This is a genomic window from Marinicauda salina (assembly GCF_003122085.1).
Classification (GTDB): Bacteria; Pseudomonadota; Alphaproteobacteria; order Caulobacterales; family Maricaulaceae; genus Maricicauda_A; species Maricicauda_A salina.
Window position 1 is genome coordinate 68,438 of sequence record NZ_QEXV01000005.1, and the last position, 19,520, is coordinate 87,957.

The 19,520-nt window shown below is 68.8% G+C and carries 23 protein-coding genes; 17 read left to right on the forward strand and 6 right to left on the reverse strand.

The features are described 5' to 3' along the window. Positions 1–2 precede the first annotated feature (2 nt). The 3 genes from DDZ18_RS13785 (at position 3) to DDZ18_RS11010 (ending at position 2,732) form a co-directional block, all read left to right on the forward strand. A complete protein-coding gene (locus tag DDZ18_RS13785) occupies positions 3–875 on the forward strand; it encodes a hypothetical protein (protein WP_146190662.1) in 873 nt (290 codons plus the stop codon). After that, entirely contained in the window at positions 814–1,278 is a 465-nt protein-coding gene (locus DDZ18_RS13790) for a hypothetical protein (protein ID WP_146190663.1), read from the forward strand. The genes DDZ18_RS13785 and DDZ18_RS13790 overlap by 62 nt, the downstream gene beginning before the upstream one ends. A 107-nt stretch (positions 1,279–1,385) precedes the next feature. Continuing rightward, positions 1,386–2,732, forward strand: coding sequence for a mechanosensitive ion channel family protein (locus tag DDZ18_RS11010; RefSeq protein WP_109253451.1), 1,347 nt, complete (start codon positions 1,386–1,388; stop codon positions 2,730–2,732). Positions 2,733–2,735: 3 nt separating this feature from the next. On the opposite strand, the gene DDZ18_RS13925 is transcribed toward DDZ18_RS11010, so the two are convergent. The 3 genes from DDZ18_RS13925 to queC form a co-directional block, all read right to left on the reverse strand. Then, complete coding sequence (locus DDZ18_RS13925; protein ID WP_158272137.1) at positions 2,736–2,894, reverse strand: hypothetical protein; 159 nt, start codon at positions 2,892–2,894, stop codon at positions 2,736–2,738. A gap of 222 nt (positions 2,895–3,116) precedes the next feature. Beyond that, positions 3,117–3,746 carry a 7-carboxy-7-deazaguanine synthase gene (queE, locus tag DDZ18_RS11015; RefSeq protein ID WP_109253452.1) on the reverse strand — a complete coding sequence of 210 codons (630 nt, stop codon included), beginning with the start codon at positions 3,744–3,746 and terminating at the stop codon, positions 3,117–3,119. After that, positions 3,743–4,468, reverse strand: a complete 726-nt coding sequence (queC, locus tag DDZ18_RS11020; RefSeq protein WP_109253453.1) for a 7-cyano-7-deazaguanine synthase QueC — start codon at positions 4,466–4,468, stop codon at positions 3,743–3,745. Before queC ends, queE begins: the two co-directional genes overlap by 4 nt. A 53-nt stretch (positions 4,469–4,521) precedes the next feature. Between queC and cutA the strand changes: the two genes are divergently transcribed. Further along, the gene (gene cutA / locus DDZ18_RS11025) at positions 4,522–4,881 is read left to right on the forward strand and encodes a divalent-cation tolerance protein CutA (RefSeq protein WP_233245814.1); all 360 of its coding nucleotides are present in this window, start codon (positions 4,522–4,524) and stop codon (positions 4,879–4,881) included. 4 nt (positions 4,882–4,885) lie between these two features. Here the strand turns inward: cutA and DDZ18_RS11030 are convergent, their stop codons facing one another. Beyond that, positions 4,886–6,733 (reverse strand): ATP-binding response regulator, encoded by a 1,848-nt coding sequence (locus tag DDZ18_RS11030; protein ID WP_109253454.1) that lies wholly within the window; start codon positions 6,731–6,733, stop codon positions 4,886–4,888. A gap of 114 nt (positions 6,734–6,847) precedes the next feature. On the opposite strand from DDZ18_RS11030, the gene DDZ18_RS11035 reads away from it, so the two are divergent. Next, positions 6,848–7,384 carry a DUF3299 domain-containing protein gene (locus DDZ18_RS11035; RefSeq protein WP_109253455.1) on the forward strand — a complete coding sequence of 179 codons (537 nt, stop codon included), beginning with the start codon at positions 6,848–6,850 and terminating at the stop codon, positions 7,382–7,384. Here DDZ18_RS11035 and DDZ18_RS13930 read toward each other — a convergent pair. Then, on the reverse strand, positions 7,381–8,292 hold the full coding sequence (locus DDZ18_RS13930) for a hypothetical protein (protein ID WP_158272138.1): 912 nt from the start codon (positions 8,290–8,292) through the stop codon (positions 7,381–7,383). The two genes, DDZ18_RS11035 and DDZ18_RS13930, sit on opposite strands and share 4 nt — an antisense overlap. Positions 8,293–8,387: 95 nt before the next feature. Between DDZ18_RS13930 and DDZ18_RS11050 the strand changes: the two genes are divergently transcribed. From DDZ18_RS11050 to DDZ18_RS11085, 8 genes are all read left to right on the forward strand, one after another. Further along, complete coding sequence (locus tag DDZ18_RS11050) at positions 8,388–9,050, forward strand: Fe2+-dependent dioxygenase (protein WP_109253457.1); 663 nt, start codon at positions 8,388–8,390, stop codon at positions 9,048–9,050. A 153-nt stretch (positions 9,051–9,203) separates the two neighbouring features. After that, positions 9,204–9,575: a BufA1 family periplasmic bufferin-type metallophore gene (locus DDZ18_RS11055; protein WP_109253458.1), complete on the forward strand. Its 372-nt coding sequence runs from the start codon at positions 9,204–9,206 to the stop codon at positions 9,573–9,575. Between the two features lie 27 nt (positions 9,576–9,602). Beyond that, positions 9,603–10,460, forward strand: a complete 858-nt coding sequence (gene bufB / locus DDZ18_RS11060; RefSeq protein WP_109253459.1) for an MNIO family bufferin maturase — start codon at positions 9,603–9,605, stop codon at positions 10,458–10,460. Next, on the forward strand, positions 10,453–11,220 hold the full coding sequence (locus DDZ18_RS11065) for an HvfC/BufC N-terminal domain-containing protein (RefSeq protein WP_109253460.1): 768 nt from the start codon (positions 10,453–10,455) through the stop codon (positions 11,218–11,220). The genes bufB and DDZ18_RS11065 overlap by 8 nt, the downstream gene beginning before the upstream one ends. Beyond that, positions 11,217–11,702, forward strand: a complete 486-nt coding sequence (locus DDZ18_RS11070) for a DoxX family protein (protein ID WP_109253461.1) — start codon at positions 11,217–11,219, stop codon at positions 11,700–11,702. Before DDZ18_RS11065 ends, DDZ18_RS11070 begins: the two co-directional genes overlap by 4 nt. Positions 11,703–11,809: 107 nt before the next feature. Further along, complete coding sequence (locus DDZ18_RS11075) at positions 11,810–13,930, forward strand: TonB-dependent receptor (RefSeq protein ID WP_109253462.1); 2,121 nt, start codon at positions 11,810–11,812, stop codon at positions 13,928–13,930. A gap of 71 nt (positions 13,931–14,001) precedes the next feature. Further along, positions 14,002–14,490 carry a nuclear transport factor 2 family protein gene (locus DDZ18_RS11080; protein WP_233245815.1) on the forward strand — a complete coding sequence of 163 codons (489 nt, stop codon included), beginning with the start codon at positions 14,002–14,004 and terminating at the stop codon, positions 14,488–14,490. Positions 14,491–14,612: 122 nt separating this feature from the next. Continuing rightward, positions 14,613–15,884, forward strand: a complete 1,272-nt coding sequence (locus DDZ18_RS11085; protein ID WP_109253463.1) for an FG-GAP-like repeat-containing protein — start codon at positions 14,613–14,615, stop codon at positions 15,882–15,884. A 12-nt stretch (positions 15,885–15,896) separates the two neighbouring features. On the opposite strand, the gene DDZ18_RS11090 is transcribed toward DDZ18_RS11085, so the two are convergent. Beyond that, complete coding sequence (locus tag DDZ18_RS11090; protein ID WP_158272139.1) at positions 15,897–16,700, reverse strand: MipA/OmpV family protein; 804 nt, start codon at positions 16,698–16,700, stop codon at positions 15,897–15,899. A gap of 130 nt (positions 16,701–16,830) precedes the next feature. Here DDZ18_RS11090 and DDZ18_RS11095 point away from each other — a divergent pair, with 130 nt between their 5' ends. The 4 genes from DDZ18_RS11095 (at position 16,831) to DDZ18_RS11110 (ending at position 19,508) form a co-directional block, all read left to right on the forward strand. Beyond that, a complete protein-coding gene (locus DDZ18_RS11095; protein ID WP_146190664.1) occupies positions 16,831–17,403 on the forward strand; it encodes a hypothetical protein in 573 nt (190 codons plus the stop codon). A 103-nt stretch (positions 17,404–17,506) separates the two neighbouring features. After that, entirely contained in the window at positions 17,507–18,067 is a 561-nt protein-coding gene (locus DDZ18_RS11100) for a hypothetical protein (protein WP_109253466.1), read from the forward strand. Between the two features lie 78 nt (positions 18,068–18,145). Next, complete coding sequence (locus DDZ18_RS11105) at positions 18,146–18,709, forward strand: hypothetical protein (protein WP_109253467.1); 564 nt, start codon at positions 18,146–18,148, stop codon at positions 18,707–18,709. A gap of 49 nt (positions 18,710–18,758) precedes the next feature. Next, positions 18,759–19,508, forward strand: coding sequence for an SDR family NAD(P)-dependent oxidoreductase (locus tag DDZ18_RS11110; protein ID WP_109253468.1), 750 nt, complete (start codon positions 18,759–18,761; stop codon positions 19,506–19,508). Positions 19,509–19,520: the final 12 nt, after the last annotated feature.

Consider the following 19,520-nt stretch of genomic DNA (forward strand, 5'->3'; position numbering starts at 1 on the left):
CAATGGCCGAACGCAAGTTCACCCTTTTTCATCTCAATCTCGTGCCGATCCGGCAGAGAGATATCGAGACGTGGGAAGGCACACGGGAGGAATGGTTGCGCCACGCGCTAGCCCAACCATTCAATTTCGAACACAGAGCCGGCCGACGGCTATATTGGGTACCAAAAGAACCGGCCGATAGCTCTATCGTTGGTATTTTGGAAATTGAACGCGACCATGAACATCATGAACCACCCGAACGAGGGGGTGCTGAAGTCGTATCTACCGAATGGCAGGGGGCATATATTTTATTAGACCCAACCACGCACGATGAAGGGCAACGCGCTGCAGTTGAAAATGACATCGCCGGAACACCGAATGCAATATTGAAATCTCTTGTCAACTCTATTAACGCACGACACGATAAGCCATTCGAAATAGAAGTTGAACCTATTTTTGATAGCGCTAATTTTTGGGAATTTTCGAAAAAGCACAACAATATCTTAAGGCAAATTATCTTTGACTTTATTGTCCCCAATATGTGGGGAGCCGAAAGCGATTTAGAAAAAGATCTTGAAGATACAGGAAAGGAAACTGGCGCCCAGCGAGTAACAGTCGAATTTCAAAGCAAAGAGGGTGTATCGACACAGAATCAAAAGGTTCGTGATGGCGTCGAGTACGCGGAAAAAGGCGCTGGTAATTTGAAAGCTAAATCGTTAGATAATAAACCTTTCTCATCGACAGAGAAACCCAAAACGACTAAAATCCCAATGCCAGAACGCGGCGCTGATCTTGCTGAAGGAATTCGGCAGCAGAGATCTCAGGTGCTGGGACATGAAAAAACTACTTCCCTGGATAATCCTACTGATTCTGGCAGCGACACTGCTGGCGATTAGCTTTTGCGACCCATATATTTTAAGTGATGAAAATGATTTTCTTCATAATTTTGTAGGGCATCAACTTCTTTCTACATTGGGATTTATATTAGCAATAACGCTGGCGTCTGCTGCGAATATACATCTTGAGCTTAACAGATTAGAGAGCGAAGCGACTATTAAATTCGAAAGAACAAGGAAGTCTATTTCATATTCAGCGTACTCATTGATTGCAATATTCCTTATTTCTTTTGGATTAGTAATTATAAAGCCTGTAGTAGCAGATTCGCATTTTGATGAATCTATTGCAAATTTAATAGCTATATTGCTAGTTTACTTTAATTTGTCAGTACTGTATGATCTTACCCGAACAGTTCATAAGATACCGCCCGTATCAAAATTATCTGCTGATACCAGCGGATGAATTGGAGTACTGAATCAAACCGCCTACTTGGCGTTCTGGCTAGATAGGCAGACCGCCCTAATCACTATCTGCTTACACGCCGCCGCCTGCACGTCTAAGCTCGCCCCATGGCGAATCCGTCTCCGGACTTTCTCTCCGCCGAATGGGTGAGCGCGCTGCGCGAAACCGCGCTCGGCTGGATGGAGAGCGCCCGGGCGGAGGTCTTCACGCTCGAAGTGCTCCTGCAGCTCGGCGCGGCGGGGATTTGCCTCGCCGTCGGCCTGGCGCTGGGCAAGCCCGCGCGCAAGCTCGTCGACCGCATCTTCACCGCGCCGGGACTGCGCGCGGTGCGCTTCTCCGCGGCGCGGCTGGGCAAGTCGCTGACCGGCGCGGCGATCGCCTTCATCCTGCTCGCGCTCGCCCGCATCGGCTTCGAGCAGGCCGGGCTGACGAGCTTCCTCCTCGAGCTTGTCATGACGCTCGTCGGCGCCTGGGTGGTGATCCGGCTGGCCACGGCCTTCATCGCCGAGCCGTTCTGGGCGCGGCTGGCGGCCAACCTGATCTGGGCGGTCGCCGCGCTGAGCATACTGGGCCTGCTGGAGCCCTTCTCCCAGTTCCTGTCCGGGGTCGGCATGGATGTCGGCGAGGGCGGGCGCATTTCGCTTCTGACCGTGCTGCGCGCGGCCTTCATCCTGGCGGTGCTCTACTGGGTGGCGAGCCAGGTCTCGAGCGTGCTGGCCAAGCGCGTCCAGACCGCGCCCAGCCTGACGCCGTCGGCGCGCATCCTGATCACCAAGACCGTCCAGGTCGGGCTTTTCACGGTCGCCGTGCTCGCCGCGCTGTCGATCGCCGGGGTCGATCTCGCCGCGCTGGCGATCTTCTCCGGCGCGGTGGGCCTGGGCATCGGATTCGGCCTGCAGAAGATCTTCTCGAACCTGATCTCGGGCGTGATCCTGCTGCTTGACCGCTCGATCAAGCCCGGCGACGTGATCACGCTGGAGGACACGTACGGCCACGTGAACGCGCTCTCGATGCGCTTCACCTCGGTGATCACCCGCGACGGGATGGAGCATCTCATCCCGAACGAGGAGTTCATCACCACCAAGGTGATCAACTGGTCGTATTCCGACCAGGCCGTCCGCATAAAACGGCCGATCGGCGTCGCCTACGGCGCCGACGTGGAGAAGGCGATCGAGCTGGTGGTGGAGGCGGCGAACTCGGTGCCGCGCGTGCTCAGGGAGCCGGCGACGAAATGCCTGCTCCGCGGCTTCGGGGACAGTTCCGTCGATCTCGAGGTGCGCTTCTGGATCGCCGATCCCTCGAAGGGCGTGAACAACGTCTCCTCGGAGGTGCTGCTCGCGGTCTGGAAGAGCTTCCACGAGAACGGGATCGAGTTCCCCTTCCCGCAGCGCGACGTGCATCTGAAGACGGACGCTCCGGTGAACGTGCGGCTGGAGACCGGCGAAGGCGGCTGAGGCTCAGCGCCCCCCCGTTTCGATCTCCATCTCTTGACCGCCGAAGCGGAACTCGATCGTCTCGGTGCGGGTCTCGCGCCAGACGAAGAAGGCGAGCACGAGGATCACCACGACGCCGCCGGCGATCAGAAGGGTTTTCGTATCAGGTCGTCCCGAGGGCACAGGGAATCTCCGGCGCAAGCGTCCATCCGCGGACCAACGGGCGCCGGCCGATATGGTTCCCCTCAGAGCGGAAAGAACGGGCCGAAAAGCGCGGCGAGGCCCGCCTCGACCAGCCCTTTTCATCACCTCGTTTCGAGAACGCGAGACTGTGCAGGGGGCCTCGGCCGCTTGAGATTCATACTGCCATAAGCGGCCCCGCCGGTCCACGGAATCCGGACCGGTTCAGGGCGCGCCGATCCATTTGTGGGTCTGCAGGCTGAGGCGCCATTTCGGGTGGGCGAGGCAGTATTCGTAGGCCGCCTGCGCGTTCGTGTCGCGGTCGTGTCCGTCCATCGGCTGCAGGCGGAACGTCCGGAAATCGAGATGCTCGAAGGCTTCCGGCGGGGCGTCGGCCTGGGGATAGACGAGCTTCAATTCGTCGCCGGTGGTCTGCTTGAGCGGCGCCGTCGATTTCGGGCTGACGCAGATCCAGTCGAGGCCGGCCGGCGCTTCGATCGTGCCGTTGGTCTCCACGGCGATCTCGAAGCCTTCGCCATGGAGCGCGTCGATCAGCCCGGGATCGAGCTGCAGGAGCGGCTCGCCGCCGGTGCACACCACCAGCGGCTCGCCCCCGCCGGGCCATTTTTCGGCGACGGCGTTGGCCAGCGCCTCGGCGTCGACGAACTTGCCCCCGCCCGGCCCGTCGGTCCCGACGAAATCGGTGTCGCAGAAATCGCAGACCGCGCTCGCCCGATCGCGCTCGAGCCCGCTCCACAGATTGCAGCCGGCGAAACGCAGGAAGACCGCCGGCCGGCCGGCCTGGCCGCCCTCGCCCTGCACGGTGAGGAACATCTCCTTGACCGAGTAGGTCATGAGGCGGCCTCCGCGCGCCACTCGGCCCAGCCCCTGGCGCGCAGTTCGCAGGCCGGGCAGTCGCCGCAGCCGTATCCCCACTCGTGGAGCACGCCGCGCTCGCCGCGATAGCAGGTGTGGGTGTCGGCGACGATCAGCTCGACGAGGGAATCGCCGCCGAGCTCGTCAGCGAGCGCCCAGGTCTCGGCCTTGGTGAGATGCATGAGCGGCGTCTCGACGGCCATCTCCGCATCCAGCCCGAGCGAGAGCGCGCGCTGCTGCGCCGCGATCGTCTCGGCGCGGCAGTCGGGATAGCCCGAATAATCCGTCTGGCACATGCCGCCCACGAGCGTCTCGATCCCGCGCCGCCAGGCGTGCGCGGCCGCGACCGCCAGGAAGACCAGATTGCGCGCGGGCACGAAGGTCGTGGGCAGGCCCTGCGCGTCCATCTCGATGGCGCGGTCGGTCGTGAGCGCGCTGTCGGCGAGCGCGCCGTAGCCGGCGAGATCGACGACGATGTCCGGCCCCAAGCGTCCGGCCCAGTCGGGGAAGCGCCGGGCGATCTCCTCGCGCACGCTCTCGCGCGCGCCCATCTCCACGGCGTGGCGCTGGCCGTAGTCGAAGCCGATCGTCTCGACGGCGTCGTAGCGGTCGAGCGCCCACGCCAGGCAGGTCGCCGAATCCTGGCCGCCGGAGAACAGCACCAGCGCGGACCGGTTCGGGGAAGACGTCGCATCGGTCATCGTCAGCCTGTATATCCGGTCGCGACCGGTTCGCTGCAAGGAGACGAGGCGCCATGGCCGAAACGACCCCGACCGACGGCTCCGCGATGGGGCTCATCTACACGACCTGGCCCGACGCCGACAGCGCGGCGGCCGCCGCCGAGACGCTGCTCGACGAAGGGCTGATCGCCTGCGCCAACATCCTGTCGGGCTCGACCTCGATCTATCGCTGGAAAGGCGCGGTCGCGCGCGAGACCGAGATCGTCGCGCTGTTCAAGACCGCTGCGGCGCGCGCTGCGGAGGCGCGCGACCGGCTCGCCGCGCTTCATCCCTACGAGGAGCCGTGCATCCTGTCGCTCGCCGTCGACTCGCACGCGAGCGCGGCGGGCTTCCTGGACTGGCTCAGGACCGAGACGGCGAACGACCCCGCCTGACGCTTCAGCCGACCTTACGAAGCTGGCGGCTGGCGGCGGGATCGTCGGCGAGCGCCCGGGAGAGCGCCTCGCGCATGGCGTCGCCGGTGACCGGCGAGCGCATCAGCGTCTCGCCCCCGCCCGAGCGAACCGCCTCGTCCAGCTCCGCCGACAGGCGCACGACCGGCGTCAGCGAGGCCGTCGAGGCCATGGCGCGAATCTCGGCGAGCGCGTCCTCCGGCTCGCAATCGTCCAGCGACAGGCCCAGGACCACCGCATCATAGGCGGCCGCGTTGAGCGCCTCCTCGAGGCCGACGCGGTCGGCCGCGCAGGCCACCGCGCAGTTGAACGACTTGAGATAGCCGTGGAGGACGGACTGGCGCGCCTTGTCGGACTCCCCGACGAGGATGCGCAGGCGGCGCGAGCCGAAGGTCAGCCGTTCGGCGTCGCTGTAACGGTCGGCGCGCGAGGACAGGCGCGCGCGCGCTTCGAAGGTCAGCACGGCGCCCTTGCCGTCCGTGGTCCGGCGACGCTCCGCCCTCCCGTTCATCAGGCCCGCCAGGCGCGTGACCAGATGCAGGCCGAGGCCTGCGCCGGCCTCGCGATCGGCGATGTCCGGCTCGACCTCCGACGGCGCGATCGGCGCCGCCTCGGTCTCGGCCTCGCAATCGCAATACGCCGAATCGCCCACCTCGGCGCGGAGCCTCCCCTCGCCCCCGCCGTCGCGTTCGACATGAAGCCGAACGCAGACCTTGCCGGTCTCCGTGGCGGCCGCGACGTTCTCGACATAGATCCGCAGCATCTGGACAAGGCGGCCCTCGTCGGCGCGCAGGGTCAGCTCCGGCTCGCCGGCGATCTCCACTTTCAGGTCGAGGCCGCGCGCATCGACGATCGGCCGGCCGACGCGCTCGATGCGTTCGGCGAGCGCTTCGCCGGTGAGGTCGTCGAGCACCAGCTCCATCCGTCCCGCCTCGATGCGCGAGACGTCCAGAATGTCCGAAACCAGCCGGGAGAGCATCTCCCCCGACGAGCGGATGCGGCGAACCATGCGCGCCTGCTCTCCGTCGAGCCCGGATTCCTCGAGCAGCTGCGCCATGCCCAGCACGCCGTTGAGCGGCGCGCCGAACTCGTGGCTCATGTTGGCCAGCACGGCGGCGTTGGCGCGGGCCTGCTCGGCGGCGCTGCGGGCGGCCGCGTCGTGTTGTTCGGCCAGCTCGGCGAGCGCGCCGGTCTGGGCCTCCGTCTTGCGCTTGGCTTCCTCGAGATAGACGTTCGCCTCGACGGCTTCGGTCAGCATGCGGGCGTAGTTTCGCGTCAGCCGCTGCAGCACGAAGAAGTATATCGCGCAGATGCCCGCCAGCAGATAGCCGTGGAAGGAGCCCTGCATCGCGAGCCAGGCGGTGAACAGGCCGAGCGAAGGCAGCGTGTAGGCGGTCACCATGCGGCTGTCTGCGGCCGAGGTGATGGCCGCCGCGGCGCTGATGCCGGGAATGATCAGGGCGCATGCATAGAGCGCCATCGGCGGGGCGTCGGCGGCGGCCAGGAACGGCGTCGCGCCCCATAAGCCGCCGACCGTGGCCGTCAACGCGCCATAGAAGAATCGCCCGTGCGCGCTCACCGGCTTCCCGGCGCGCCGGGCGCGCCACACGATGCCGAAACGGCCGGTCGCCGCGACGCCCATCGCGGCGAACCAGCCGGCGAGCAGCTCGACCGGCGTGGTTCCGGCCAGGAACACGCACAGCACGCCTGCAACGATGATGTTCAGCGGAACGGCCATGAGCGCGCTGTCGCTCAACAGCCTCTCGCGCGCCTCCGCGGTGCGGCGGCGTGTTTCCTGCTCGTGCGCGTCCAGGCGCGTTTCCTCGGACCCCATGACCACCCTCTCCGGCCGCTTTGTCACGGCGCTTGGGCGACATAGTGCCGACAAGGTCTTAAAACGCGGTTTGCGCCGCGTTCACCGTCACGCCAGTCGAGAGAACCGAACTTGATGCCGACCCGCCTGCACGCCGTTCTCGCCGCCGTCCTCGCCGCGATCGTCCTCGGCGCGGGCGGCTGCACCGAGACCGACCCCGCCGCCGAGGCGCCGCGCGAGCTGACCTGGCCGGACCTGATCCCGCCGGAGGAGCGCGAGCAGATCGCCGCGCTGCGCGAGGGCCGCGCCGGCCCCGGGGCGACCGAGGGTTTTCCCGCGCGCGAGGATCAGCAGATCCGCATCTTCAACGTGGTCGAGGAGCTCGACGGCGAGCGGGTGCGCATGCCCGGCTTCATCCTGCCGCTCGACTACGCCGAGCGCGGCTCGGCGCGCGAATTCCTGTTCCTGCCCTATCACGGGGCGTGCGTGCACTATCCCGCGCCGCCGCCCAACCAGGTCGTCTACCTGACCTCGGAGGAGCCGATCCGCTTCGACGAATTGTGGGACCCGGTCTGGATCGAGGGCGTGCTCACGGTGAGCCGCACCGAGACCGATCTCGCCGCGGCCGCCTACGCCATGACGCCCGAAAGCGTCGAGCCCTACGAGCCCTAGCCGCCCCCCGCAGCGCCGTCGGACGCCGGGGCGGCGTCCATCGCGCCGGCCGCATCCGCCGCCGCGTTCGCCGCCTCGAGCACGACCGCCGGTTCGGGATCATACGTCTCGGGCGGCTGCGCGCCCGGATAGGCCGTCGCCAGCAGGTCGAGCGCGTCGGCGATCGCGCTCGCCCCATCCGCGTCGGCGGCGCGGACATCGTCCAGCGTCGTCTCGGCGTAGCGCGCCGCGGCGCGTTCCAGCCCGTACCCGTCGAGCCAGGCGCCCGAGGCGTCTTCCTGCTGGGCGGCGAACTCGTACTGCAGCGCGGCGCGCTCGATCAGCGAGGCGAGCACGGCGGCGTGAACCGCCGGCGCGGCGGCGGGGTCGGCTTCCGGCGCGACGTCCTGGTTGACGTCGAGCAGACGGACCACCTCGTCGACGGCGGCCCGGATCTCGTCCCCGCTCGCATCCTGGAAGTGCAGCACGGCGGCGCGGTTCATCTCGTCCATCATCGCCTGGCCGCCAAGCGACTCGATGACCGGCTCGAGATCGACATAGATCTCCGAGATCGGGTGGGAGAACATCTCCGAGGCGATCGCCCGGTCGCCATTGTCCAGCGCGGCGAGCCCCGCGATGTAGTGGGCGCGCATGACCTCGATCGCCGAGCGGTAGAGCACCGGGTCGGTCTCGGCGAGCGCGGGATCGATGCCGAACTCGCCGCCGGCCTCTCCGGCCTCCCCGGCTTCGCCGCCTTCTCCGCCTTCGCCCGCCGGGCCGGGCGCGTAGCCTGCGTCGGCGGTCGCGCCTGCATCGCCCGCTTCCCCGGCTTCTCCCGCCTCGCCGCCTTCGCCGCAGGCCGCCAGCGAGCCCGCGAGCAGCGCGGCGGCGCTGGCGCTCCAGAATTTCGGGGTCTTCGAGATGGCCATGAGCGGATCCTTGACGTTATCTGCCCAAGTCTTGCGGGCGTCGTTCCGGAAGGCTTACTGCTTCTGAGAGTTGTTCGCAAGTAGCGGAGCCGCCCATGCTTCACCGTCTTTCCGGCGTCCTCACCGAGGAGGAACTCGCCGCCGTCCGCGACCTCGCCGCCGACGAAAGCGCCTTCGTCGAGGGCGCGGCGACGGCGGGCTGGGCGGCGAAGACGGTGAAGGCGAACCTGCAGATGAAGCCCGGCGCACGCGCCGACCAGGCCCGCCGCATCGTCGAGACCGCGCTCAAGCGCCACGCCGCCTTCGAGGGCGCGGCCCTGCCCAGGCGCATCCTGCGCACGATGATCAGCCTCTACCGGCCGGGCATGACCTACGGCGTCCATGTCGACGACGCGCTGATGGGCGGCGCCCGCTCGGACCTGTCCTTCACCGTCTTCCTGTCCGACCCCGAAAGCTACGAGGGCGGCGGGCTCGTCATCCACGACTCCGACGGCGCGACCGAGGTGAAGCTCGCCGCCGGCGACGCGGTGGTCTACCCGACCGGCGCGCTGCACGAGGTCCGGCCTGTGACCGCCGGCGAACGCCTGGCCGCCGTCGGTTGGGTGCGCTCCTATGTGCGGGCCGCCGAGCGCCGCGAGATCCTGTTCGATCTCGATCTCGCCGCGCGCGCCGTCTTCGCCGAGGCGGGCAAGACCGAGACCTATGACCGGCTCGCCAAGACCCGCGCCAACCTGCTCAGGATGTGGGCCGAGGACTGACCGGAGCGCTCGCGGCGTTCACACGCCGCCGTGACCGCGGACGAGCGAATTTGTGACGTCCTTGTGTTTAGCCATCGGCCGGTCTTGCGCCCATCCTGCGCGGCGCGGGTCGGGACAGGCCCGCTTTGAGAGTCATCAAGGAGCTGAAGACCCATGACCACCCGCAAGACCATCGCCGCCGGCGCCGCCGCGGCCGCCGTCGCCGCCGCGCTTTCCCCCGCCGCGCTCGCCGGCCCCAACGCCCAGCTGACCATCTCCGAGTCGGCCCCGGCGAACGTCCAGGCCGCGTTCGAGGCCTGGAAGGCCGGCGAGACCGTCAATGTCGGCATGGAGCGCTGCTACGGCATCGCGCTGGCCGGCGAGAACGATTGCGCCGCCGGCCCGGGCACGAGCTGCCAGGGCACCTCGACGGTCGACTTCCAGGGCAACGCCTGGACGCTCGCCCCGGAAGGCGCCTGCGACTACATCGAGACGCCCGAAGGCGAGGCCTCGACCGAGTCCCTGGACCGGAACGTGCCGGCGTAACGCCCGCTCGAGCGATCACGGCCCGTCATGCTCACGCACCTTCCCCCCTCCGCCGGCGTCGGGCTCAAGCCCGACCACTTCCGCGAGACGTGGGAGACCGGCGGGTCGCATGACGGGCTGTGGCTCGAGGTCCACGCCGAGAACTACATGATCGCCGGCGGGCCGCGGCTCGCCTGGCTCGAGCTGATCGCCTCGCGCTTTCCCGTGTCGTTTCACGGCGTCGGCCTGTCGCTCGGCGGACCCGAACCGCTCGACGCCGACCACCTCGCCCGCTGGACCGCGCTGATCGAGCGCATCGAGCCGGCCGCCGTCTCCGAACACATCGCCTGGTCGGTCGCCGACGGCGAGTATTTCGCCGATCTGCTTCCCACGCCGGCCACGCGCGCCGCGCTCGAGCGGCTGTGCGAGAACATCGATCGCATGCAGACCGCGCTCGGCCGGCCGATCCTGATCGAGAACCCCGCCCACTATATCCCGCTCAAGGCCGAGATGAGCGAGCCGGACTTCCTGGCCGAAGCCTGCGCGCGCACCGGATGCGGCCTCCTGCTCGATCTCAACAATATCGCGGTGAGCGCCAACAATATCGGCCGCTCGACCGGCGCCTATCTCGCCGCGATCGACTTCGACCGCGTCGGCGAGATCCACATCGCCGGCGCCCGGCCCGATCCCAATCTCGGCCAGAAGCTGCTGATCGATTCCCACGACGCCCCGGTCGACGAGCCGGTCTGGGAGATGCTCGCCCGCGTGATCGCCGATCACGGACCCAGGCCGGTGCTGATCGAGCGCGACAGCGAGCTGCCCCCCTTCGAAGACCTCATGGCCGAGCGCGACCGGGCCCAGTCCCTGATCGCGGCGAACCGAGCCGCGCTCGCGCGCCATGACTGAGATCCGCGACTTCGCCGACGCCTTCCGCGCCGCGCTCGGCGGCGACGAGGCCGGACTCGCCGCCCATCTGGACGAGCCGGACGTGGCCGCGCGCATCGCCGTCTATCGCAATAATCGCGCGACCGCGCTGTCCGACGTGCTCGCCGGCGCCTTTCCGGGCGTCGCGGCGGTGGTCGGAACCGAATACATGACCGCGCTGGCGCGCGCCTACGCCGACGCCCGGCCGCCGGCCTCGCCGGTGCTGTCGGAGTGGGGCGCGGAGTTTCCCGACTTCCTGGCCGGCTTTCCGCCGGCGCGCTCGCTGCCCTATCTCGCCGACATCGCCCGGCTCGACCGCGCCTGGAGCGCGGTCCACTACGCCGCCGACCCGGATCCCGAGACCGCCGCCGCGCTGGCGCGCCTCGACGAGGCGGCCCTGCTGGCCACGCCGTTCCGGCTCGAGGCGAGCGCGCGGCGGGTGGCGCTCGACTGGCCCGTCCACGATTTCTGGCGGGAGCTGCGCGACGACCGGCCCGTCACGAAACGCAAGCTCGCGCCCGCGCCCGCCGCCGCGCTGGTCTGGCGCGGGGGGAACGGCGTGACCAGCGCCGCGCTCGACGACGCGACCGCGCCGCTCGTCGCCGGTTTCGCGGAGACGCGTCCGCTCGGCGCGGCGCTCAAGGCCTGCGCCGACCCGGACGCCGCGCTCCAGTTCTTTTCCACCCTGCTCGCCGACCGCGCCATTGCGCCGGCCGAGACTTCGCCAGGAGACGCCCCATGATCGCCGCCGCCCGCAACGCCTATCTCAAGCTCGCCGACGTCGGCCGGCTCGCCGAACCCGTCGCGCTTCTGGCGATCCGGCTGCTGGTCGCAAGGGTTTTCTGGAACTCCGGCCTGGCCAAGGTGCAGACCATCGACATTCTCGGCCTGCGCCTGCCGACGCCGGACGTCCAGCAGGGCACCTTCTTCCTGTTCCAGCACGAGTATTTCCCAGAGCTGCCGCAATCGGCGACCAATGTGTTCGCGGTCTTCGGCGCGCTCGGCGAACTGACGCTGCCCGTCCTGCTCGCCTTCGGCCTGCTCAGCCGGTTCGCCGCGCTCGGCCTGCTGGTGATGACGATGGTCATCCAGGTCTTCGTCTATCCCGGCGAGTGGTGGTCGGTGCACGCCTGGTGGGCGGCCTGCCTGTTCGTCTGCTTCGCCGCCGGGCCCGGCCGGTTCTCGCTCGACGCGCTGTTCGGGCTGAACGGAGACAAGCGCTGAGGCCGGCGCGACTGCATTAAATTTCGGCAAGCCGGGCGAACGGGGTTTGCCGCCGGGGACGGCAGTGTTACAGGATAACATAACGCTGCTTGTCAGAGGGGAAGTCCATGTCGCGCGTCCTGTTCGCCGTCGCCGGCCTCGCGGCCGTCGTCCCGTCGGCCCTCGCCCAGGAGGAGGCCCCGCACGAGGAGGGCGTCCTGCGCGGCGAGACCATCGTGGTGAGCGGCACGCCGCTGGCGCGCTCGCTCGGCGAGACCATCACGGGCACGACGGTGCTGGAGGACGAGGACCTCGCCCGCCGCGCCGAGGGCTCGATCGGCGAGACGCTGCGCTACGAGCCGGGCGTGAGCTCGACCTTCTTCGGACCCGCCGCGAGTCGTCCGGTGATCCGCGGCCTCGGCGGCGACCGGATCCGCGTGCTCGACGCGGGCATCGGCTCGATCGACGCCTCGGCGACCAGCCCCGACCACGCCGTCGCCGTCGAGCCGGCGCTCGCCGAGCGCATCGAGATCGTGCGCGGTTCGTCCATGCTGCTCTACGGCAGCTCCGCGGCGGGCGGCGTCGTCAACGTCTTCGACGGCCGCATTCCGTCCGAGGCCCCCGAGGACGGGCTCGAGGCCGGATTCAATCTCGGATACTCCAGCGTCGACGAGGGCTATGAGGCCGCCGGCGCGGTCAATGCGACCATCGCCGACAACGGCGCGCGCCAGGTCGTGCTGCACGCCGACGCCTTCTGGCGGGACTCCGGCGATTACGAGATCCCCGGCTTCGCTGAGGCCTTCGATCTCAGGGTCGAGGAGGCGATCGAGGCCGGCGAGACGCTGGCCGACCACCAGGCCGAGCTCGAGCGCGGCGTCGTCGAGAACAGCTTCCACGAATCCGAGGGCGGCTCGCTCGGCGGCTCGGTGATCTGGGCGAACGGCTTCATCGGCGTGAACGCCCGCGTCATCAACTCGTTCTACGGCGTGCCCGGCGGCCACGGTCACGGCCATGGCCACGAAGAGGAAGAGCACGCGGAAGGCGAGGCGGAAGAAGAGCTCGTCAGCATCGATCTCGAGCAGACGCGCTACGACCTGCGCGGCGAGATCGACACGGGCGGCTATGTCGAAACCGTCAAGCTGCGCGCGGGCTACGGCGAGTACGAGCACACCGAGCTCGAAGGCGACGAGGTCGGCACGGTCTTCACCAACGAGGCCTGGGAGGCGCGCGTCGAGCTGGTCGAGCGTCCGCACGGGCCCGACGGCGCCTTCCGCGGCGCGACGGGCGTTCAGCTGCGCGGCCGCGATTTCGAGGCGGTCGGCGCGGAAGCCTTCGTCCCGCCGGTCGAGCTCTCGCAGTTGGGCGTCTTCACCCTGCGCGAATATCGCCGCGGCGACTGGGTCTTCGACGGCGGCGTGCGCTACGAGCGCACCGAGTTCGAACCCGCCTCGGGCGCCGAGCGCAGCTTCGACGGTCTGTCGGTGTCCGCCGGCGCCGGGGTCAACGCCACCGACGAACTCTTCCTGGGCGTCACGGCCTTCCGCACCGAGCGCGCGCCGGCGACCGAGGAGCTGTACTCCAACGGCCCGCACCTCGCCACCAACGCCTTCGAGCTGGGCGATCCCGATCTCGGCGAGGAGATCGCCACGGGGATCGAGGCCTCGGCGCGCTGGGAGTCCGACCGCTTCGGGCTGACGGCGAACGTCTTCCACACGACCTACGAGGACTTCATCTACGAGGCCGCCACCGGCGCGGAGATGGACGCGCTGCCGGTCTTCGCCTTCCGGGCCGCCGACGCCGACTTCTCCGGCTTCGAGCTGCAGGGCGAGGCCGAGATCGGCCGGGCGCATATCGGCCCGCTCGGCGATGTCGACTTCCATGTGGACGGCACGGTGAGCTATGTCGACGCCAGCCTCGACGCGGTCGGCGAGGACGAGCTGCCGCGCATCCCGCCGCTCACCGCGCTCGTCGGTTTCGACGCCCGCGGCGACCGCGCCGATTTCCGCATCGAGGCCCAGCTCGCCGACGAGCAGGACGACGTCACCGCCTTCGAGACGCCGACCGAGGCCTGGGCGGCGTTCAACGCCTTCGTCACCGTCCACCCGGTCGCGGAGAACCACGACATCGCGCTGGAGTTCGCCGCGAAGAACGTCACCGACGCCGAGGCGCGGCTGCACACATCCTTCCTCAAGAACCTCGCGCCGCTGCCCGGGCGCAGCTTCGAGATCCGGCTCAGGACGCGGTTCTAGGCGTTTCGGCTTGCCGACGCCCGCGTTTGGGCGCCAACTTCCTCCCGCCAATCCTGGCTGGGAGGACAGACATGAACCGATCAATCAGCATCGCTGCGGCGACGCTCATGCTCGCGGCGTGCGGCGACAGCGGCGGCGCTGGCGAGGCGGCCAACCTGGCGCTCGTCCAGGGCGCGTATGACGCCTTCGCCGAAGGCGATGTCGAGGGCGTCACGGCGGTGATGGCCGACGACATCGTCTGGAACGAGGCGGAGAACTTCCCCTACGCCGACGGCAATCCCTATGTCGGACCGGACGCGGTCGTCGAGGGCGTGTTCGCTCGCCTCGGCTCGGAATGGGACTATTGGCGTCTCGATGTCGAAGACCTGCTCGCGAGCGGCGAAACCGTCGTGGCGAGAGGGCGCTACCAGGCCCGCCACGCCGAGACCGCTGCGGAGATCAACGCACAATTCGTCCATTTCTGGACGATCGAGGACGGCGAACTGGCCCGCTTCCAGCAATACGCCGACACCGCGCAGGTCCAGGCGGCGATGCCGGACGGAGCCGCGGGCGACGAATAGCGCCGGTCCGCTCAAGAAGCATCGGCGTCCATAGGCGTCCCCCCTAACTGGCGCCGTCCGTCCGCCCCGTGCTAGGCCTTGGGGCGGAACGGACGGACAGCCACGCCATCCGGGGGGACATCATGAACCATCGCCATCTCATCGCCGCGAGCGCGGGCGCGCTCGCGGCCGCCTGCGCTCAAATGGGCGAAGCCGGGCCCGACATTGCGCCCGACGACGGCCTGCCGGGCTTCACCGCCTGCCCGGCGGGTGCCGATCTCATGGACGTCGCCGTGCTCGACGCGAACGCCGACTCCAACGCCGACCTCGCCGTGGTGTGCGGGCCGGGCGGCGCGTCGACCTCGGGCGGCCTGGTCAGGCTCTGGACGGGCGACGGCGACGGCGGCTTCGCCCCGGCCGGCGATCTCGATCCCGGCGACAATCCCGATTTCGCCGAGGCCGGCGATCTCGACGACGACGACGATGTCGATCTCGCCGTCATCGCCCAGGGAGCCCACGAGCGCCGCATCGCGGTCTTCTTCAATGACGGCGAGGGCGGCTTCGACGCCGAGCCGCTGGTCCATCGCATGGGCGGATCCGCCGCTCACGGCCTCGTCGTCCACGATGCCAACGAGGACGGGCTGATGGACATGATCGTCACCGGCCCCGACCTGTCGGCGGGCGGCGTGCTGCTGCGCAACGAGGGCGCCGACGCCGAGCCGCGCTTCACCGAGGCGCTGCTTTATCCTCGTCAGGACGAGGCTCGGGGCCAGGTCGCCGAGATGTCCTATGACGGCTTCCGCGATCTCGCCGTGCCGTTCTATGGCCACGGCAAGATCATGCTGCGGGCGGCCAATGATGACGACGTGCTCGAAGTCCTGCTCTACAAGGATGTCCGCCAGGTCATCCGCGTGCTGGGCGGCGGCGATCTCAACGATGACTGGCTGCCCGATCTTCTCGTCGAGGGCTGGACCGACGAGCCGCCCGCGCCGACGCGCATCGCGATGAGCGTCCAGGCCGACACCGCCGGCGAGGACGATCACTGGGTGCTCAGCGATCCGCTGCCCGGCGGCGGCGATCCCCGCGCCGGCTTCGTCCGGGATTTCTCGGGCGACGGCGAGGCCGAGATCGTGCTGATGACGCAGTCGAGCCTCGACCAGGGAACGCCGGAAGCGCTGATCATCGGCCATGACGGCGAGAGTTATGTCGAGACGGGCCGCATCGCGCTGCCCGCCCATCCCCAGGTCGCCCGCGCGGTCGATCTCGACGGCGACGGCGATGTGAGCCTCGTCACCGGCCATCTCGCCGGCAATCGCATCGTGGTCCACGACTGGCCCGGCGGCCAGGAGGCGCCCAGCGCCGCGGCCGGGGGCATGATCGGAGACCGGCTCCCCGAAGCGCCCGGCGCTCAGTAACGCCGTCGACGCCTAGAAGCGCCGGCCGATCGCCAGCCCGAAGAAGGCCTGGTCCTCGGAGCCGCGGATCGAAACCAGCGGGCTGTCGGCGAAATCGCCGATCAGCCGCGAATATCCGAGCACGGCCGTCGCCGACCAGTTCCGCGTGATCGCCTGGTCGTAGATCGCGGTCACGCCGATATCGCGCACGCCGCTTTCCGCGGCGAAGACGGGCAGGCCCGAGGCCGCCGCGCCGGCGGGATCGACGGAGAAGTGCAGATCGGCGTAGTCGTCGCTCACGCCCGTGAGCGAGGCCGACAGGGCGAGGAAATTCCCCCGCGGCAGCGCCGCGCCGTAGCTCAGCGACGTCGTCCAGATCGCCCCGTCGAACGTATCGGTGACGTCGGCGCCGACGCGCACGTCCGCGCTCACCCGGTCGCGGCCGAGCACGTTCTCGGCCAGGGTGGCGCGGGCGAAACCGCCGGCCACGATGGCGTCGTCGACCGTGGGCAGCAGGCGCACGACGGCGTCGTCGATATCGTCCTCGCGCCCGCCATACCAGCGCCCGAACACGCCGAACTCGACGGGGCCGCTCTCGGCCAGCGTCGCGGCCAGGCCCGGGCCTTCGGTCTGGACGACCACATCGCCGATGACGAGGCGGGCCGCGCCGAACGGGATGACGCGATAATCGTCGGAGCCGGGATAGTCGGGCAGCATCGCCGCGCCGGCCGACAGGAAGTTTTGCGGAATGTCCGCCGGCGGCGCGTCGGTGGTCTGGGCGTGGGCGGCGCCGGCCGCGCACGCGAGCGCGGCGGCGGCGAGGCTTGAACGGAGCATGCGTGCGTCTCCCTGGCTGATTCGCAGGGATATAGAACGCCGCGGCGCGGAGACATCCCCGGGCGCGCATTTGACGCGTAAGCGGCCCTCCCCCGATGCTTCGCGGGCAGGCAAACCAAGGGAGGACGCCATGACACGCGTCATCACGCTCATCACAGCGATCGCCGGCGCCGCCGGCCTGGCGGGAACCGCCGCCGCCCAGGAGAACGAGCTGCGCCCCGAGGCGCTTCAGCAATTGCCCGGTCAGGTGCTCGACCGCGTCATCAACCCGCCGGACGCCGACGACGAAGACGACGACGCCGACGCGGAGTGGACCCGCGGCGAGCAGACCGCGCTCAGCGATTGCCGCGACCCGCGCCTGTTCGACTGGGGCGACCAGGTCTGGATCACGTGCAGCCAGGACTCGCCGCTTTACAACGGCTGGACCGGCCGCCAGGCGCACATCTTCATCAAGCGCTTCGACTACGGCATCTACGAGTGCGCCGGCGAAGAGGGCGCGCTGGAGTCCGGCGGCGACCGGCGGCCCTGGCCGTCCGATACGTGCATCGCGCTGTGGCAACAGGTCGACGCGCGCAAGGACGACTTCGTCGACGCCATGATGATGGCGATGGAGAACGGCTGGCGTATCGAACCCTGGGGCGTGACGACCGGCACGGAGGGCCGCGCCGAACTCGTCCAGCACAGGCTGTCGCCGGGCGACTGATCCGATCGCGGCGGGCCGGGCCGGCGGCCGGCCCGCCCTCGCGTTTGACGCGAACGGGGCCCCGCCTGATGCTCGCCCGGCAGGCAAGCAAAGGGAGGACGCCATGACACGCCTCATTACGCTCATCGCCGCGACCGCGAGCGCCGCCGGCCTCGCGGCGACCGCCGTTGCGCAGGAAAACGAGCTTCAACCCAACGTGCTTCAGCAGCTGCCCGCCCAGGTGCTCGACCGGGTGCTCGACATCGAGGAAGAGACCGACGAGACGGACGCCGACGCCGCCTGGCCGGAAGGCGAAAGTTCCGTCGTGCTCAACTGCGTCGACCCGAGCCTCAGCGATGTCGGCGACCAGGTCTGGATCATGTGCAACAGCGGCTCTCCGACACCGCGCGGCGTCGATCGCGCCGCCGTCATCTGGGTGAAGTTCTTCGACTATGGCGCGCTGGAGTGCGCCGGCGACGAGGGCGCGCTGGCCGACAGCGCGGCGCGCGACTGGCCTTCGGACGCGTGCATTGCGCTCTGGGAGCAGGTCGATGCGCGCAAGGCGCTGTTCATGGAGACCATGCTGCAGGCGATGCGCGACGGCTGGCGCATCGGGCTGTCGGGCCGCACGCTGCGCGACGCCGGCCACGCCGAGCTGCGGGTCTACACCGTCTCGCCGCGCTGAGGGCGCCCGCCTTGAGAATTTGACGACGCGTGCGGGGCGCGGCCAAGCTCGCCGTTCAATTTCCAAGAGGGGGACGCCATGAACAGCCTGAAGATCATCCTCGCCGCGGGGCTCGCCGCGGCGACCGGCGGCGCTGCGGCCGCGCAGAGCGGCGGCGAGCGCGCGCTGCAGCAGCTTCAGGTCCCGCAGCAGATTCTCGATGCGGTGATCGAGCAGGACGAGGAGGCGCCGCAAGAGGAGTCGCAGCAGCCCCAACGCTGGGTCGAAGGCGAGTCCGCGATCATCCCGCGCTGCGCGGACCCCTCGGTCGGCGGTCGCGCCGACCGTCTGCTGATCGCGTGCGGCGAGGACTCGGAGTTCAACGATCACCCGCAGCTGCGCTTTTTCGAGGTGAGGTTCGACTACGGAGCGGATGTCTGCCCGGGCGCGCCCGGGCAGTGGATGGACCATCGGATCGAGGCCGCGCCGTCGGCCGAATGCGCTGCGCTGTGGCGGCGGGCCGACGCCCAGAAGGCGGATTTCCGCGATCTCGTCCTGCGCGCGGCCGAGAACGGCTGGGGCCTCGAGCTCGCCGGCCGCAAGACCCGCCAGCAGGGCGTGGCCGTGCTGACGCGCTATCACATCTACTCCGACGGCGGCTGACCGCGGCGCCGGGCTTTCCCCGGGAGGGTCGAGGACTAGCTCAGGGTCCATGACCCTGACGCTCTCCTCCCTCCCCGAGGGCTATCGCGCCGCCGTGTTCGGCGCCTCAGGCGGCATCGGCGCGGCGATGCTCGAACATTTCGAGGCGGACCCGCGCTGCGGGACGGTCCACGCCGGCGCGCGCTCGGTGGTGACGCCCGGCGCGGCCAAGACCCGGCCCTTCGGCTTCGACCTGACCGACGAAGACTCGATCGCCGCAGCCGCCGAACAGATCGCCGCCGGCGGCCCGCTCCATCTCTGCCTGGTCGCGACCGGCATGCTGCACGACGAGACCGGGCTCGAGCCGGAGAAGACCTGGCGCCAGATCGACGCCCGCGCGATGGCCCGGGCCTTTCAAATCAACGCGACCGGCCCGGCGCTGATCGCCAAGCACGTCCTGCCCTTTCTGGCGAAGGACGACAAGGCCGTGTTCGCGGCGATCTCGGCGCGCGTGGGCTCGATCTCGGACAACCGGCTGGGCGGCTGGCACGCCTATCGCGCCTCCAAGGCCGCGCTCAACCAGATCCTGAAGACCTGCTCGATCGAGCTCGCCCGCAAGCGCCCCGAGGCGCTGTGCGTCGGGCTGCATCCCGGCACGGTCGACACCGCGCTGTCGGCGCCGTTCCAGCGCAACGTGCCCGAGACCAAGCTGTTCACGCCGGCCTATTCCGCCGAGCGGCTGCTCTCCGTGATCGACGGGCTCGACGCGGCGGCGACGGGGCGCGTGTTCGACTGGGCGGGAGAGGAAGTGGCGGCGTGAGGCGGTCGCTAT